Source organism: Synechococcus sp. N19, from assembly GCF_900474045.1.
Classification (GTDB): domain Bacteria; phylum Cyanobacteriota; class Cyanobacteriia; order PCC-6307; family Cyanobiaceae; genus Parasynechococcus.
This window is the reverse complement of sequence record NZ_UCNR01000007.1, coordinates 84,760-99,199: the sequence shown is the minus strand read 5'-3', so window position 1 is coordinate 99,199 and position 14,440 is coordinate 84,760. Positions and strand designations below refer to the sequence as shown.

The following is a 14,440-nucleotide window of genomic DNA, read 5'->3' as shown; positions in this document are numbered from 1 at the left end:
TGACGAGGTCCATGGCCATCGCCATGACCATGGGTTACAGCGCGCAGACCGAGGGCGCTCTTCTGTGCATCGAAGCCGCCTCGGACTGGGCCCTGACTTGTGTGAATCAACTGGCTGTCGCTGACAGTCATGTCCTGATCGATTACGGAGCTGCCGACGGTGGAACCGCTGTTGGGCTCTGGAACCAGGTGCTGGATCGCCTGCATGCCAACCAGCCGAAGGCCCACCTGACGTTGATCGGCAACGACCTGCCGAGCAACGACAACATTGCTCTGGCCAACAACCTGGCCCTGCAGATCCCCCGGGATCCGAAACCAACGGTGCTGGTGAGTGCCCGCAGCTTCTACGAGCCCTCCGTGGCGCCGAACTCGGTGAGCTTCGGTTTTTCCGCCACGGCCATGCACTGGCTGAGCGCCTCCCCCGGCCCCCTGAACAGCCACACCCATGTGTTGGCGTCCGGTGATGCCGACGCGCTTCAGCGCTTCACCGCTCAGGCAATGAAGGACTGGAACCACATCCTCGAGCTGCGCAGCCGCGAACTGAAGCTGGGCGGCTGCCTGCTGACGGTGAATCTCTCCCGTGATGAGGCAGGGCTCTATCTCGGCCACAACGGCGGCGAAACCCGCAACGTGCACGACCAGCTGCACCAGATCTGGCGGGGCATGGCCGAGGAAGGCCTGATCAGCCAGGAGCAGTACCAACAAGGCACGGTTCTGAACTTCTACAAGTCCCCCGAGGAGTTCATGGCTCCGCTGAAGGACAAGAGCAGCGCCGCCTACCGCAACGGCCTGAGGCTGGTGGACGAGCGCACCGTTTACGTGAAGTGCCCTTACCGACGCCGCTGGAACGAGAACGGGGACACGGCGACTTTCGCCGCCGGATTGATGGCGACGATCCGCAGCTGGAGCCGCCACAGCTTCGCCAGTGCTGCCGGCGACACCGCAGCAGACACGGTGTTCGAGCGGCTGCAGCAGCGCATCGCCGAAGCCCCCAGCGAATGGAGCCTCGACTACGTCGAACACCACCAGATGATGAAGAAGGTGGCCTGATGAGCAGCGGCAAGAAAACAGCGCCGACCGTGTCGGTGCTGGCGGAACACGTCTCCGACCACCTCTCGGTGTTCGTGGTGGCGGAAGACACCGATGCCAAGCGCCCCGCCAACGGAGGCCTGCGGGTGCTCAATTACCCGAGCGATGAGGCCTGCATCGCAGACGGCCAGCGGCTGGCGGGGTTGATGACCCACAAGCACGATCTTTACGGCACCGGTTTCGCCGGCGGCAAGATCGTTGCCCGGGCCGCTGAACCCGATGCCGTCAAGGATGAGCTGATCAGCGTCACCGCCGAGTTGCTGGAGTCGCTTGACGGCGCGATGATCACCGGCTGCGATCTCAACACCAGCCTGGAAGACATGGAGCGTCTGACGGCGCTCACCCCCCATGTGCTGGCGGCGGTCGGCAGCCCTGTGGACGCCAGTGCCGCCACCGCCCACGGCACCCTCGGCGCTGTGGAGGCCGTTCTCGACAAGGACCTCAACGACGCCCACCCCGGCCGGGCCCTCGTGCACGGCTGCGGTGCCGTTGGTGGCACCGTTGCCCGCCATCTTGTCGAGCACGGTTGGACCGTGTTCACCGTGGATCTGGACCGCGCAAAAGCCAGTTTTCCTGGCGCAACGCCGCTGCCGGAGAACTGCGCTTGGTGGGAACTGAACCTCGACCTACTGCTGCCCTGCTCGATCTCCGGGTTAATCAACGCAGAAATGGCGACGGCGCTGAAAACCCCCGCCGTGGTGCCTGCCGCCAATGCCCCCTTCCAGCAACCCCAATTGGCGGATGACCTGCGTCGCCGCGGTGTGCGGGTGCTGCCGGACCCCCTTGTGAATGCAGGAGCTGTGATCGCCGATTCAATCGAGCGGTTCTCCCCCGACGCCTGGAAAGACGCTGGTGCCAAGGACGTCTATGCCTTCGTTCGCGATGAGGTGCGCCGAAGGGCCAGCGAGTATCTGAATCAGCGCGAACAGGGCCTGTCGGTGGGTGCAGCCCTTGAGGAGGTGGCTGCAACACCATCCACCGAGCCCATCGGCCTCAGCTTTGGAGAAAGCGAATGAGCACACCAGCGTCCTTCCCCAGCCGGGCAGCCGTCGTGATCGTGGGCGGCGGCATGGCCGGCCTCAGCTGCGCTGCATCCCTGGCCCGCCGCGGCGTGCGCGATGTGGTGCTGCTGGAGGCTCAGACCCTGGCCCACGCCAAAGCCAGCAGCTATGGCGAAACCCGGATGTTCCGGGAGATGTATTCCGACCCGGTGCTCTGCCGTCTCGCCCAGGAGGCCAACCGCCTCTGGCGCGAGGAAGAAAACCACGCCGGTCAGCAACTGCGGGAGACCCACGGCCTGCTCTTTTACGGCGAAAGCTGGGATGAAGAGACGATCGAGGGGTCGATCCCTGGGGCCCGACGGGTCATGGACGATCAGGGCATCCCCTATGAGGCCCTCAACGCCGACCAGATCGCGGCCCGTTTCCCGCTGAAGCCGAAGCCGGGCTTCACCGGACTGTTCGAGCCCACCGCCGGCGCCGTGCGCAGCGACAGGGTCGTGGCCCACTGGATCAACACCGCCCGCAATGCCGGCCATCGGCTGATCGAGCACTGCCCCGTGGCGGGCCTCGATGCCGATGGCGGTGGCGTCACCCTGGAGAGCGGCGAACACATCGCCGCTGGACAGCTGGTGGTGGCCTGCGGGATCTGGAGCCAGCTGTTGCTGGCCCCTCTGGGCCTCTCACCCAAACTGGAGGTATGGCCCATGCTCTGGGCTCACTACACGGTCGACCCGGCGCTGGCCGATCGCTACCCCCAGTGGTTCTGCTTCCAGCAGGAACGCGGCGATGACGGTGGCCTCTACTACGGATTCCCCGTCCTCAGCCAAACGGCGGATGGCCTCCCCCGGATCAAGGCGGGCATCGACTGGGCTCCGCGGGAGCTGCGCGTCGCCGAACCCAACACCATGGTGACCGAGCCACCCGCTCGCCTGGTGGAGCTACTCGACACCTTCCTGTTCAACGAACTGGAGGGTGTGCAGGAGCGGGTGGAGACCGTGATCAGCCCTTACTCCATGGCCAGCGACGTGAACTTCGTGCTGGACCGGCTCACCCCGAAGCTGAGCCTGTTCGCAGGAGGCTCCGGCCAGGCCTTCAAGTTCGCCCCCCTGATCGGTGATTCCCTGGCACGCCTCGCCAGTGGAGAACAACCAGCGGTGGATCTCTCCTGCTGGAGCCACCAACGCGCCGCCGTCCGCGCCTGACCCCTCACCCCTCATCCGATGCCTGACACCCCCGCGAACCAGCGCTCCTGGTGGCGCCAGCCCCCCCTCTGGGTGGGGGCTGCTCCCCTGCTGATCTTTCTGCTGGTGTCGGCCATCGACCTGGCGCTGGCCAAGCAATTCACCGACAACGGCAAAGCCGTGATCAGTGATGCCCTCGGCGGGGTCTGGCAGTGGATGGTGGTGCTGCTGTTTCTGATCGCGCTGATCCTGGCCATCAGCCCAGTCGGCAAACTCCGGCTTGGAGGCGCTGAGAGTAAGCCCAGTCTCAAATTCTTCGACTGGTGCGCAGTGCTGATCTGCACCCTGCTGGCGGGGGGTGGTGTGTTCTGGTCGGCAGCCGAACCGCTGTATCACTTCCAGACCCCATCACCGGTGTTTGCGAGGGTCGAGGGCAGCACATCCGCAGCGGTGGATCCCGCCCTGGCGGTGAGTTTTCTGCACTGGGGCTTCCTCGCCTGGGCCCTGGTGGCCACCACCACCACGATCACCTTCTCGATCCTGGAGCGACGCGGTGAACCCCTGCGTCCCCGCACACTGCTGGTGAACATCGTGCCGCGCAGCTGGGTGGATGGTCCGCTCGGTCACCTGGCGGATGGGTTGTCTGTGGTGGCCGCAATCGCCGGCACGGTTGGCCCCTTGGGTTTCCTCTCGCTGCAGCTCAGCAATGCCGCAGGGCAACTGCCCTGGCTCAGCGACAGTGCCGGCTTGCAATCCCTGGTGGTGGTGCTGCTGACCACCGTCTTCGCGACCTCCACCGTCAGCGGCATTCAAAAAGGCATCAAGTGGCTGTCGGAGCTCAATGTGTGGCTCACCCTGGCCATGGCGGCGGGCCTGCTGCTTTTGGGCCCGGGCCTCTGGCTGATGCAGCACTTCTTCAGCGGCTTCATCACTTACCTGATCCACCTGCCGCAGATGGCCCTCACTCCCAATGCCGTGCCGGCGAACTGGGTGAATGGCTGGACGGTGTTCTACTGGGGCTGGTTCCTTGGCTATGCGCCCTTGATGGGGCTGTTCACCGCCGGCGTCAGCCGCGGCCGCAGCATTCGTGAACTGGTGCTGGCGGTGGCCATCCTCTGCCCGGTCGTGACCAACCTTTGGTTCACCCTGCTGGGGGGCACCGGATTGCATCTCGAATTGGCGGGGGGCGGCATCAGCGAAACCCTGGCCCAGAACGGAGCCGCCGCTGCCCTGCTCACGATCCTCAGCCAACTCCCCCTGGCCGGTCTGCTGATTCCGATCGGCCTGGTGCTGGTGGTGCTGTTCATGTGCACCAGCGCCGACTCAATGAGTTACGCCGCGGCCATGGTGGTGAGCGGCCGCAACGAGCCCCCTGCTCTGCTGCGCCTGTTCTGGGCCTTGATAATAGGCAGCCTCACCTTGGTGCTGCTGCGCATCGGCTCGGGCCTGGGGGACAGCACCTCCATCGATGCCCTGCAGGCCTTCATCGTGATCACCGCGGTGCCGGTCACCCCCTTGGTGCTGGCCACCCTCTGGAGCGCGCCACGATTGGCCTGGAAGGAATGGCGGCGCACCACGGTCACTCCACAGTGATGTCGATGCCAGTCAACGCAGGCAGTAGTTCAGTTCGAGAGTGAGGTTCTGACTGGGCTTGGGAGCCTCCCCAGGCCTGAAGCTTGCCTCACCCATGCGGGCCACCATCGGCATGGGTCGATGGATCGAACCCCGCTGGTCAATCAGCAACAACTCCACCTTGGGCAGGCCGAGAGCCCGTGCTGTGGTCTGAGCGCGACGTCGCCCATTCTCAAGAGCTTGTTTGAGCAACTGATCAGCAAATGAGGCACGGCTGTCGCTGGACGCCAAGGACGTCATTCCCTGCAGTCGCACTCCCGGCAAGCGACCGGCGGCCTGGATCAGCGCGTCGTAATCGTCACGGCTCACCTCGCCTGTGATGGTGGTGCTTGCCCGCTCCAGTCGTGATCCCGCCGCGCCCCCAACGACGTAGCTGCGGGATGCAGGGATGGTGAGCTGACCCAGGGCGAGCGGCTAAATGGCCTGACGCGCCTTTGCCAACCGGGCGTTCAGGGCGCTCAGCGCAGCGTCCTTACTGAGATCTTCAGCGTCGAGCCCGAGCGAGAAGCGAAAGCAATCGCTACGGCTTGTTCCACGCTCGTTCACCTGGATCTGAAGCAGGGTGCCATTGCAAACGCGTTCTGCAGCCCTCAAGGGAAATGGCGCCACAGCACTCAGCCCGGAGAGGACGGCCACGGCGACCGTGGCACCGCCCAAGAGTCGAGAAGTCATATCGAGCCTTCTGTTGGATCCCCATGCTGGCGAGCTGGGAGCGGCAAACCCTGCTCAACCGTGACCGGCCTGTGTCAAGCCGTGACTGAACACGCCGCCCAGCTCCCGTGCAGGCCATGGGGAACGGCCAACGGCAGCTCAAGCACCGCCACCTCCGACAGATCACGGGCGTTAAGGATCACCAAATCGGATGCGGCCCGGGCCCCGTTCCACACCAGATCGAGCACCCAGCCGTCGTCCTCTGCATCAGCGCCGGGACGACGCACCATCAACGGCTCGCTCACAAAGCCCCTGGGCGCAGCACTCCAGGTGTGGGTCTCCCCGGAATCCAGATCAAGTTTCTGGATGGCCTGCAACGGATCGTTGCCTCTCTCCCGCTCTGCCACCGCCATCCAGGCGAAGCGGGCGCTGAGGCCCTGACGCTCGGGGTTGACCATGGCGAACTCACAGGTGCGCTCGCTGATCCGCATGGTCTGCACCGATTCCCGACTCAGATCGAGGCGGCAACGGTGCAGGATCCCCTCCGGCACCGTGTCGAAATTCACCTCAGCGAAATCCTCATCAGGTCCGATGGACGGGAAATCGTCGTAGACGATGCTCTCCACCACAACTTGATCGCCATCCTCAAAGGCATTGAGGTGATGGAAAACGAAACCGTCGGGAGCTTCGAGAATGCGGGGCTTCTGACCGGCGAAGCGGCCGGAATCGCGGGGAATCAGCCAGAAGCGCCCTTTGCCGCCGGGTTGAGATGCCAGGCACTGGGCCGCACCCTTTTCGCCGGTCACAAACGGCAAGGGATTAAAGGCGATGGCGTTCTGGAGGAACACCGCCCAGTTGGGAGTGATGGCGAAATCGTGGAGGAAGGCGAAGCCGGGGAAGCTGTCGGAACGGTCGTGCAGCAAGGCGCCAGCATCCGGGCCATCGGTGGCGAACTCCATCAGACGGATGGTGCTGCGGGGCCCGGTCTCGACCCCGAAGGTGACCATGCGGGGCCGTCCGTTGTGGCCGGGGTCGAAGCGGGGGTGAGCACTGAAAGCCTCGCCCTTTTTCAAGACACCATCGAGGCGCGACAGGCCGCGGGTCTCCAGGCTGCGGGGATCGAGCGCATGGGGTTCCGCCGCCTCCCAGAGGGCCAACAGCTGATCACCCAGACGCACCACATTGGTGTTGGCGATGTTCTTCAAGCGCAGGTCAAAGGCATTTGCCAGTCGACCACCCGGCTTCTGACTGCCGAACACGCCTCGGTAGAGCACCTTGCCGGCCTTCTCCTCCGCCAGCCAACCCTCAGTACGCACAAAACGGTTGCTGAGGCAGACGCTGCCGTTCTCAAACCGCATCGCCGCAATCATGCCGTCGCCGTCGAAGGGGTGATGCACCCGATGCCCATCCCGCTCAAGCCGCCCGGGGCCATTGCGATAGAAGGTGCCCTGAAGCTCCGTCGGAACCGTTCCACGCACCGGTGTCAGCGCCACGTCGGTGAGTTCCTGCTCAACGTTCACAAAGGAACTGGCCCAGTCGCTGCGGTCGTAGCTGCGGGCGGGGGCGACGGTCACGGGCGAACGATCAACGTCCGCCCATCCTCTCGTAACGGACTGTGAAGCGCGGAGCCGCGCTCAGCTGGCGCCGGCCTGCTCCAGCACCCCTTTGCTGCTGGGGATGGCGCCGGCCCGGCGTGGATCCACCTCCGTGGCCATGCGCAGGGCCCGGGCAAAGGCCTTGAAGCAGGCTTCAACGATGTGGTGGGAGTTGGCCCCATCCAGCTGACGGATGTGGAGGGTCAGCCCGCTGTTGTTGACCACCGCCACGAAGAACTCCTTCACTAGCTCGGTGTCGTACGTGCCGATCTTCTGGCTGGGAATCTTGAGGCTGTAGCTGAGGTGGGGGCGACCGGAACAATCCAGGGCCACCTGCACCAGGGCCTCATCCAGCGGTGCCACGAAGTGACCGAAGCGATGAATGCCGCGCCGGTCCCCCAGGGCCTGGGCCAGGGCCTGCCCCACGGCAATGCCCACGTCCTCATTGGTGTGGTGATCGTCGATGTGGGTGTCTCCCACCGCATTGATCTCCAGGTCGATCAGGCCATGGCTGCTGATCTGATGAAGCATGTGGTCGAGAAACGGCACACCGGTGCTGGCCTGGCACTGGCCGGAGCCATCCAGATCCAGACGCAGCTTCACGTCGGTTTCACCGGTGACCCGATGGATCGTTCCCTGACGTGCCATCACCTGAGCTTCAGTGCCCTCATCGTGCCTCACATTCCGGTAACGCAATAGCCCGCATCCACGTAGATGGTCTGACCAGAGATGCCGCTGGCCAGATCGCTGAGCAGGAAGGCAGCTGTACCACCCACTTCCATCTGGGTGACGGTGCGGCGCAAAGGAGCCTTCTCCTCCACGTTATGGATCATGTCGAGAATGCCGCCGATGGCGGAGCTGGCCAGGGTGCGGATCGGGCCGGCGCTGATGGCATTGACGCGCACCTGCTTTTCGGGGCCCAGCTCTGCCGCCAGATAGCGAACGGACGCCTGCAAAGCCGCCTTGGCGACGCCCATCACGTTGTAGTTGGGGATCGCCCGCTCAGCACCGAGGTAAGAGAGCGTGATCACACCGGCCTTCTCGCTGAACAGCGGCTTGGCATGGGCGCAGAGGGGCGCCAGGGAATAAGCGCTGATGTCGAGGGAACGGGCAAAACCCTCAGCGGTGGTGGCGCTGTAGTCACCGATCAGCTCTTCCTTGCCGGCAAAGGCCAGGCAGTGCACCAGACCGTCGAGGACGCCCCACTTATCCTTGATCTCGCCGAAGACCTCAGCCATCTGGTCGGCATCTTGCACGTTCAGAGGCAAGAACAGGCTGGGCTCCAGGGGAGCGGTGAGTTCGCGCACCTTGGCCTCAAAGCGGCCCTTGTCGTCAGGCAGGTAAGTGATGCCGAGTTCGGCACCGGCCGCCTTCAGCTGCTGAGCGATGCCCCAGGCGATCGAACGGTTGTTGGCGATGCCGGTGACGAGAATCTTCTTGCCGGTGAGATCAAGCAGCATCGGGACAGACCGGAACGGGTTGAATTCGCGCGATTCTCCCCCATCCCCCGCCAAGATCACCGCTTCTGTACTGACAAAGGCCGGTGCACAGCGCTGCGTCACCCCCGATCAACGGCGACCTGCCGCGGCAATTCGAGTCCCGCGATGCCCTCAACACCCTGTTGGCGCAAGAGTTCCCAGGGGCGGAGGGTGAACTCAGCCCGATCCGCGGTGGGCGTGAAGCAGCCGAAGACAAACTGCGGCGCATTGACGCAAGGCGCTACGCCAAAAGTCGCAATCACCTCAAGGGTGCGGTCACCGGGCTGTCGCCCTACATCCGTCACGGCGTGCTGACCCTCGCGGAGGTGCGCGATTCAGTGTTTGCACGGATCCGCAACCGCGATGAGGGCGGAAAGCTGATCAATGAACTCGGCTGGCGGGACTTCTGGCAACGGATGTGGCTCGATCTGGGGGATGGCATCCATGACGATCAGGAGCCGTTCAAAACAGGCCATGACGCCGGGGCCTATGCCCGAGAGCTGCCGGCCGATGTGCGCGACGGGACCACAGGGCTGGCCTGCATGGACGGCTTCCGCGATCAACTGGTGAGCACCGGCTGGCTGCACAACCACTCCCGCATGTGGATGGCCGCCTGGCTCGTGCACTGGCGACGGGTGCACTGGAAGGCCGGTGCCGACTGGTTTCTTGAGCACCTGCTGGATGGCGATCCAGCCAGCAACCATCTGAGCTGGCAGTGGGTGGCCAGCACCTTCAGCCACAAGCCCTATTTCTTCAACCGCGGCAATCTGCAGCGCTACAGCGACGGGCACTACTGCGACAGCTGCCCCAGTGCGAATAGCTGCCCATTCGAAGGCAGCTACGACCAACTGGAGAACCAGCTGTTCGCCCCGATGCCGGCCATACGGGAGACCGGCAACAACCGCAACCAGCAGAGCAACCGCCAGCGCCGGAGCAGCAGAGGCGCCAGTGCCGCCCTGGCCCGTCCCAAGCGATAAGCAGGAGATTCCTCGATGACATTTCAACGCCCGATCCTCTGGATTCACGAGGAGGCCCTTGGTGCCAACAACCCAGCGCTGCAGGCCTGGCCTGAGGCACCAGCGGTGTTCGTGTTCGACACCCGCTGGATGCAAGAGGCACGAATCAGCCGCAAACGGCTCGGCTTCCTCTACGAAAACGCCCTCGACCTTCCCCTCACCCTGCGCAAGGGTGATGTAGCCGATGAGGTGCTGGCCTTTGCCCGCCGCCATCAGGCCGATGGTGTAGTGAGCAGCAGTGCGGTGGATCCACGCCTGGAGCGGATCGGTGAGGCCATCGACGCAGAACTGCCGCTGGAACTGCTGGATCCCGAACCGTTCGTGACGCTGCCGCGGCCACCCCGGCTGGGGCGGTTCAGCCGCTATTGGCGCGACGCCGAGGCCGTCGTGTGGGAGGGCTACTCACCAGCCCGTTGATCCCTCAGCAGCTGGCGGGCCCGCTTCAATTCCTCCACGGGATTGGTGAGCAGGTCTTCCTCTTCGAGGGAGGGCAGCTGCATAGGGACCACCTGTTCCTCCTTACGGGGCGGCTCGATCCACTGCCAGCGGTCTTCCGGAGCGCGCGCCTGGCACAGAGCTTTCAGCTCGCTCTTCAACAGGCCACGCACATCGCGCCGGGCCACGGCATCGAAAAACTCCTGACGGGTCGCCAACCCGGAACTGAACGGAGTGGATCCATTGCCGTTGAACAGGCGGGCTGGATCCGGCAGCCATCGGGGACGACACACCCCCGGGAAGCTGGTGTCTGTCTCCAGATAAATGTGGAGCCCGTAGCCATCGGGCTGGTTCACCACAGCCACCCCGTCATGGGGGGAATGGCGCTTCAAGGAGAAGAAGCGCCAGCTGGGCGGTTCCTTCGGAGCAGCGCAGGCCCCCAGCAGCAGGGCGATTCCCCAAAGCAGACGCAGGCGCGGCATCCATCACCACCGGAGGTGGCCATCCTGAAGCAGATTCGCCGCATCTGCCCGCGCCTTATGGCCCTGACACCATCCACGATGCTGGCGCTGGGAACAGGCCTGCCCGGTTTTGATCTTCCCCAGGTCACGGGTGGTCGGCTGAACAGCAGATCTCTGGACCAACGGCCCGTGCTGCTGATGGTGCTTTGCGCCCATTGCCCGTTTGTGAAACATGTGGAGCCCGAAATCACTCGGCTGGACCACGACTTCAGCAATGCGATGCAACTGATCGGTGTGAGCAGCAACAGCCTGATCACCCACCCCCAGGATGGGCCGGAGCAACTGGCGGACCAGGCCAGGCGCCATGGATGGAGCTTCCCTTACCTGCTGGATGAGCAGCAAACCCTGGCCCGAGCGCTCAGGGCCGCCTGCACGCCGGAGTTTTACCTGTTTTCACCTGATGGCGAGGGCCTGCAGAGCCTGCGCTATCGCGGCCAATTGGACGGAAGCCGACCCGGCAACGATCAGCCCCTCGATGGTCGTGACCTGCGGGCCGCCCTCGAGGCCGTGCTGACGGGATCTTTGGTGAATCCAGACCAGACCGCCTCGGTGGGGTGCAATGTGAAGTGGAACCCCGGACAGGAGCCGGAGTGGTTCGGCTGAGCCACTTAAGCTTTGCTTTATGAAAGTACCTCCCTTCAGCCTCAGCCAGCAGATCGACGATCTTGGTGTGGACCTCGAAGAGGCGGTGCTCGAGGTGTTGCGCAGCGGTCAGTACATCGGTGGACCGCAAATCAAACGCTTCGAGGAAGCGTTTGCCACCAGTGTTGGCTGCGAGCACGCCGTGGGCTGCAACAGCGGCACCGACGCTCTGATCCTGGCCCTGCGCGGCCTGGGCATTGGTGCCGGCGATGAGGTGATCACCTGCTCGTTCAGTTTTTTCGCCACAGCTGAGGCCATCAGCGCCGTCGGCGCCACCCCGGTGTTCGTGGACGTCGACCCCAGCACCTACCTGATCGATTTCGATCAGATCGAAGCTGCGATCACCCCCGCCACCAGGGCCCTGATGCCGGTGCACCTGTTCGGGCGCGCGGTGAACATGACCCGGCTGATGGCCATTGCCGAACGCCATCAGCTGAAGGTGATCGAAGACTGCGCCCAGGCGACGGGAGCCCGCTGGCAGGGCCAGGCGGTAGGCAGCTTCGGCAATGCGGGCTGCTTCAGCTTCTTCCCCACCAAGAACCTCGGTGCGGCGGGAGACGGCGGTGCCGTCACCACTAGCGATGCCCAACTGGCCCAGGTCATGCGTGAGCTCGCCGTACACGGCATGCCCGAGCGCTATTTGCACACCAGCCTTGGCTACAACAGCCGGCTGGATGCGATCCAGGCGGCTGTCTTGAACGTGAAGCTGCCAAGGCTTGAGGCGTGGATCGGCAAACGAACAGCCATCGCCAAGCGTTACCGGGATGCCCTTGGCGATCTCAAACGCCTCACCCTGCCGACAGCCGAGGACGGCCACAGCTGGAACCAATTCGTGGTGCGCATCGGCAGTTGCCCCAGCGGCCAGCCGCTCTGCAACGCCAGCTGCGCCCCCTCCAACACCAGTGCACGCCACGGCATCCCCGAAAGCTGCTGCCGCGACTGGGTCAAGCAGACCCTGCAGGAGCGTGGGGTGAGCACGATCATCTACTACCCCATTCCAATCCACAGACAGCCGGCCTACGCCCATCTGGGCTTGCAACAGGGCTCCTTACCGGTGACGGAACAGCTCTGCAGCCAGGTGCTGAGCCTGCCGATCTTCCCTGAGTTGAGTGAAGAACAACAAGAGGCTGTGATCGACACGGTGCGCCAGCTGCTGGCGCCCAACGTGCCGGCCCAGTTCCGTCGTACCGACGACGGCGATCAGGACCGGATGGTGGCGTAAAGCGCCTTGAACTTCGCCTGCTGCTTCTTGTGATCCACCAGCGGTTCGGGATAGTCGCGCCGTTCCAGGGCTCCGATCTCACCGCTGAGCAGATCCTTGGTGTTCACATGGCGCAGTTCCGGCACCCACTGGCGGATGTAGTCGCCGGCTGAATCAAACTTCGAGGCCTGGGTGGCAGGGTTGAAGATGCGCAGGGGCTTGGGGTCCATGCCACTGCTGGCGCTCCACTGCCAGCCACCGTTGTTGGCGGCCAGGTCACCGTCCACCTCCAGTTCCATGAAGGCGCGCTCGCCCCAGCGCCAGTCGCAGATCAGGTCTTTGACCAGATAGGAGGCCACGATCATGCGGCAGCGGTTGTGCATCCAGCCGGTTTGGTTGAGCTGGCGCATGGCGGCATCGATGATCGGCATACCGGTCTGCCCCTCCTTCCAGAAGTCGAACCAGTCCTCGTTGTTCTCCCAGGGGAAGCGGCGCCACTGCTCGCGGTAGGGGCCATCGGCCAGTTCAGGGAAATGAAACAGAGCCTGCTGGTAAAACTCGCGCCAGCCCAGTTCCTGCTCCCACACGGCGATGGCCTGCAAATGCTCCTCGCTGCGGGCTTGCTCACGGGAGGCCTGGGCCGCACACCAGGCCTGGCGAGGGCTGAGGGTACCGACGCTCAGGGCAGCACTGAGGGTGGAGGTGCCTGCGGTACCGGGGAAATTGCGGTCCGGCTCATAGCCGAGCAGCGGCCCATCACAGAAGCGCGTGAGCTGCTCGAAGGCCGCCACCTCGCCGGGGCGGCAGGGGCAGATCTCAGCGCCCTTGAAACCATGGCTCTCCCGCAGAGCCTCCAGGGACTCACCGGCCGGCAGCTGTGCAGGATCGAGATCCACCAACCCGGTGGGGGCGGCAACGGTGCTGGGTTGCTTGGCCAGCACCTGGCCGCGCCAGTTGCGCAGGAACGGCCCATACACGCGGTATGGGTCACCACCACCGGTCTTGAGCAGCTCCGGAGCGATCAGCAGCTGATCCCAATCCACCACCACTTTGCGGCCATCGGCCTGCAGTTTTTTGGCCACCTGGCGGTCCCGCTCACGGGCATAGGGCTCCACATCGCGGTTCCACACCACAGCCTCAGCACCGATCTGCTGCGCCAGCTGCGGCAACACCGACACCGGGTCTCCCTTGACGACCAGCAATCGGCTGCCGGCCTCCCGCCAGCGCTGCTGCAGTTCCACCAGGCTCTCGATCAGAAACCACAGCCGGGCCGGCGCCATCGGCGGCAGATGATCCGGCGGGTTGATCAGCTGCGGGTCGAGCACGTACACCCCCGTCACCGCCGGACTGATGTCCGTAGCTGCCACCAAACCCAGGTTGTCCGCCAGGCGCAGGTCGCGGCGGTGCCAGAACAGAACGCGAGAGCTGGTCATCAGAGGCCGAGAAGCTGCTTGGCACGGAACCAAGCGGTCACGCTTTTGCCATCGAGCCATTCATCGCCCGATGCCAACGCTGCATCCAGCTCCGCTGGGCTCATCAGCACCACCTCCAGATCTTCGTCGTCATCACCGGCTGGCGGGTTCTCCAAGGGCGTGAGCTCCCGGGCCAGGAAGCAGTGGATCACCTCATCGGAATAGCCCGGGCAGGGGAGCATCGGCCCCAGCACATCCCACTGCGCAGCGCTGTAGCCGGCTTCTTCCCCCAGCTCGCGCTGCATCGATTCCAGTGGATCTTCGCCATCTTCAAGCGTGCCGGCAGGGAATTCGAGCAGGCGGGCCTGAACCGCAAAGCGGTACTGACGCAGCAACACCACCTGGCCATCGTTGGTGATCGGCACCGCCAGAGAGGCGCCTGGGTGACGGATCATCCCAAAGGTGGCCTCGACACCCATCGGCAACTTGATCCTGTTGCGCTCGAAACGGAGCTTGCGAGCATCCACAACTTCAACGGTGTCCAGCAGCTCGAACGGTTCCGGAGACGGCAGGGGCGCCATGGCTCA

16 protein-coding genes are annotated in these 14,440 nt (G+C 64.4%); 8 read left to right on the top strand and 8 right to left on the bottom strand.

What is annotated here, in order from left to right; genetic code table 11:
- Positions 1-11: 11 nt before the first annotated feature.
- Genes DXY02_RS03820 through DXY02_RS03805 form a run of 4 tightly spaced genes read left to right on the top strand, consistent with a single transcriptional unit; the run spans position 12 to position 4,863 of the window.
- Positions 12-1,049 (top strand): SAM-dependent methyltransferase, encoded by a 1,038-nt coding sequence (locus DXY02_RS03820; protein ID WP_114988102.1) that lies wholly within the window; start codon positions 12-14, stop codon positions 1,047-1,049.
- Complete coding sequence (locus tag DXY02_RS03815) at positions 1,049-2,104, top strand: Glu/Leu/Phe/Val dehydrogenase dimerization domain-containing protein (RefSeq protein WP_114988101.1); 1,056 nt, start codon at positions 1,049-1,051, stop codon at positions 2,102-2,104. Before DXY02_RS03820 ends, DXY02_RS03815 begins: the two co-directional genes overlap by 1 nt.
- A complete protein-coding gene (locus DXY02_RS03810) occupies positions 2,101-3,291 on the top strand; it encodes an FAD-dependent oxidoreductase (protein ID WP_114988100.1) in 1,191 nt (396 codons plus the stop codon). Before DXY02_RS03815 ends, DXY02_RS03810 begins: the two co-directional genes overlap by 4 nt.
- A gap of 18 nt (positions 3,292-3,309) precedes the next feature.
- On the top strand, positions 3,310-4,863 hold the full coding sequence (locus tag DXY02_RS03805; RefSeq protein ID WP_114988099.1) for a BCCT family transporter: 1,554 nt from the start codon (positions 3,310-3,312) through the stop codon (positions 4,861-4,863).
- Positions 4,864-4,875: 12 nt separating this feature from the next.
- On the opposite strand, the gene DXY02_RS13185 is transcribed toward DXY02_RS03805, so the two are convergent.
- From DXY02_RS13185 to fabI, 5 genes are all read right to left on the bottom strand, one after another.
- Positions 4,876-5,244: an SIMPL domain-containing protein gene (locus tag DXY02_RS13185; RefSeq protein ID WP_371639926.1), complete on the bottom strand. Its 369-nt coding sequence runs from the start codon at positions 5,242-5,244 to the stop codon at positions 4,876-4,878.
- 72 nt (positions 5,245-5,316) lie between these two features.
- On the bottom strand, positions 5,317-5,574 hold the full coding sequence (locus DXY02_RS13180) for a hypothetical protein (protein ID WP_371639916.1): 258 nt from the start codon (positions 5,572-5,574) through the stop codon (positions 5,317-5,319).
- Positions 5,575-5,648: 74 nt separating this feature from the next.
- Complete coding sequence (locus tag DXY02_RS03795; RefSeq protein ID WP_114988098.1) at positions 5,649-7,127, bottom strand: carotenoid oxygenase family protein; 1,479 nt, start codon at positions 7,125-7,127, stop codon at positions 5,649-5,651.
- Positions 7,128-7,187: 60 nt separating this feature from the next.
- Positions 7,188-7,796, bottom strand: a complete 609-nt coding sequence (gene hisB, locus DXY02_RS03790) for an imidazoleglycerol-phosphate dehydratase HisB (RefSeq protein WP_114988177.1) — start codon at positions 7,794-7,796, stop codon at positions 7,188-7,190.
- Between the two features lie 29 nt (positions 7,797-7,825).
- Positions 7,826-8,608, bottom strand: a complete 783-nt coding sequence (fabI, locus tag DXY02_RS03785; RefSeq protein WP_114988097.1) for an enoyl-ACP reductase FabI — start codon at positions 8,606-8,608, stop codon at positions 7,826-7,828.
- A gap of 83 nt (positions 8,609-8,691) precedes the next feature.
- On the opposite strand from fabI, the gene DXY02_RS03780 reads away from it, so the two are divergent.
- A complete protein-coding gene (locus tag DXY02_RS03780) occupies positions 8,692-9,603 on the top strand; it encodes an FAD-binding domain-containing protein (protein ID WP_114988096.1) in 912 nt (303 codons plus the stop codon).
- Positions 9,604-9,618: 15 nt separating this feature from the next.
- Positions 9,619-10,059, top strand: coding sequence for a hypothetical protein (locus DXY02_RS03775; protein WP_114988095.1), 441 nt, complete (start codon positions 9,619-9,621; stop codon positions 10,057-10,059).
- On the opposite strand, the gene DXY02_RS03770 is transcribed toward DXY02_RS03775, so the two are convergent.
- Complete coding sequence (locus tag DXY02_RS03770; RefSeq protein WP_114988094.1) at positions 10,041-10,559, bottom strand: hypothetical protein; 519 nt, start codon at positions 10,557-10,559, stop codon at positions 10,041-10,043. The genes DXY02_RS03775 and DXY02_RS03770 overlap by 19 nt on opposite strands.
- A gap of 57 nt (positions 10,560-10,616) precedes the next feature.
- Here DXY02_RS03770 and DXY02_RS03765 point away from each other — a divergent pair, with 57 nt between their 5' ends.
- Positions 10,617-11,201 (top strand): thioredoxin family protein, encoded by a 585-nt coding sequence (locus tag DXY02_RS03765; protein WP_114988176.1) that lies wholly within the window; start codon positions 10,617-10,619, stop codon positions 11,199-11,201.
- A 19-nt stretch (positions 11,202-11,220) separates the two neighbouring features.
- Positions 11,221-12,462 carry a DegT/DnrJ/EryC1/StrS aminotransferase family protein gene (locus tag DXY02_RS03760; protein WP_114988093.1) on the top strand — a complete coding sequence of 414 codons (1,242 nt, stop codon included), beginning with the start codon at positions 11,221-11,223 and terminating at the stop codon, positions 12,460-12,462.
- Here the strand turns inward: DXY02_RS03760 and DXY02_RS03755 are convergent.
- The gene (locus DXY02_RS03755; RefSeq protein WP_114988092.1) at positions 12,441-13,874 is read right to left on the bottom strand and encodes an FAD-binding domain-containing protein; all 1,434 of its coding nucleotides are present in this window, start codon (positions 13,872-13,874) and stop codon (positions 12,441-12,443) included. The two genes, DXY02_RS03760 and DXY02_RS03755, sit on opposite strands and share 22 nt — an antisense overlap.
- A complete protein-coding gene (locus DXY02_RS03750) occupies positions 13,874-14,434 on the bottom strand; it encodes an NUDIX hydrolase (RefSeq protein ID WP_114988091.1) in 561 nt (186 codons plus the stop codon). Before DXY02_RS03750 ends, DXY02_RS03755 begins: the two co-directional genes overlap by 1 nt.
- Positions 14,435-14,440 lie beyond the last annotated feature (6 nt).

What these genes read in the sequence shown, in the direction of transcription:
- DXY02_RS03820 (WP_114988102.1), top strand. Translation starts at nt 12, where the DNA reads ATGGCCATCGCCATGACCATGGGTTACAGCGCGCAGACCGAGGGCGCT.
- DXY02_RS03815 (WP_114988101.1), top strand. Translation starts at nt 1,049, where the DNA reads ATGAGCAGCGGCAAGAAAACAGCGCCGACCGTGTCGGTGCTGGCGGAA.
- DXY02_RS03810 (WP_114988100.1), top strand. Translation starts at nt 2,101, where the DNA reads ATGAGCACACCAGCGTCCTTCCCCAGCCGGGCAGCCGTCGTGATCGTG.
- DXY02_RS03805 (WP_114988099.1), top strand. Translation starts at nt 3,310, where the DNA reads ATGCCTGACACCCCCGCGAACCAGCGCTCCTGGTGGCGCCAGCCCCCC.
- DXY02_RS13180 (WP_371639916.1), bottom strand. Translation starts at nt 5,574, where the DNA reads ATGACTTCTCGACTCTTGGGCGGTGCCACGGTCGCCGTGGCCGTCCTC.
- hisB (WP_114988177.1), bottom strand. Translation starts at nt 7,796, where the DNA reads ATGGCACGTCAGGGAACGATCCATCGGGTCACCGGTGAAACCGACGTG.
- fabI (WP_114988097.1), bottom strand. Translation starts at nt 8,608, where the DNA reads ATGCTGCTTGATCTCACCGGCAAGAAGATTCTCGTCACCGGCATCGCC.
- DXY02_RS03775 (WP_114988095.1), top strand. Translation starts at nt 9,619, where the DNA reads ATGACATTTCAACGCCCGATCCTCTGGATTCACGAGGAGGCCCTTGGT.
- DXY02_RS03770 (WP_114988094.1), bottom strand. Translation starts at nt 10,559, where the DNA reads ATGCCGCGCCTGCGTCTGCTTTGGGGAATCGCCCTGCTGCTGGGGGCC.
- DXY02_RS03765 (WP_114988176.1), top strand. Translation starts at nt 10,617, where the DNA reads ATGGCCCTGACACCATCCACGATGCTGGCGCTGGGAACAGGCCTGCCC.
- DXY02_RS03760 (WP_114988093.1), top strand. Translation starts at nt 11,221, where the DNA reads ATGAAAGTACCTCCCTTCAGCCTCAGCCAGCAGATCGACGATCTTGGT.
- DXY02_RS03755 (WP_114988092.1), bottom strand. Translation starts at nt 13,874, where the DNA reads ATGACCAGCTCTCGCGTTCTGTTCTGGCACCGCCGCGACCTGCGCCTG.
- DXY02_RS03750 (WP_114988091.1), bottom strand. Translation starts at nt 14,434, where the DNA reads ATGGCGCCCCTGCCGTCTCCGGAACCGTTCGAGCTGCTGGACACCGTT.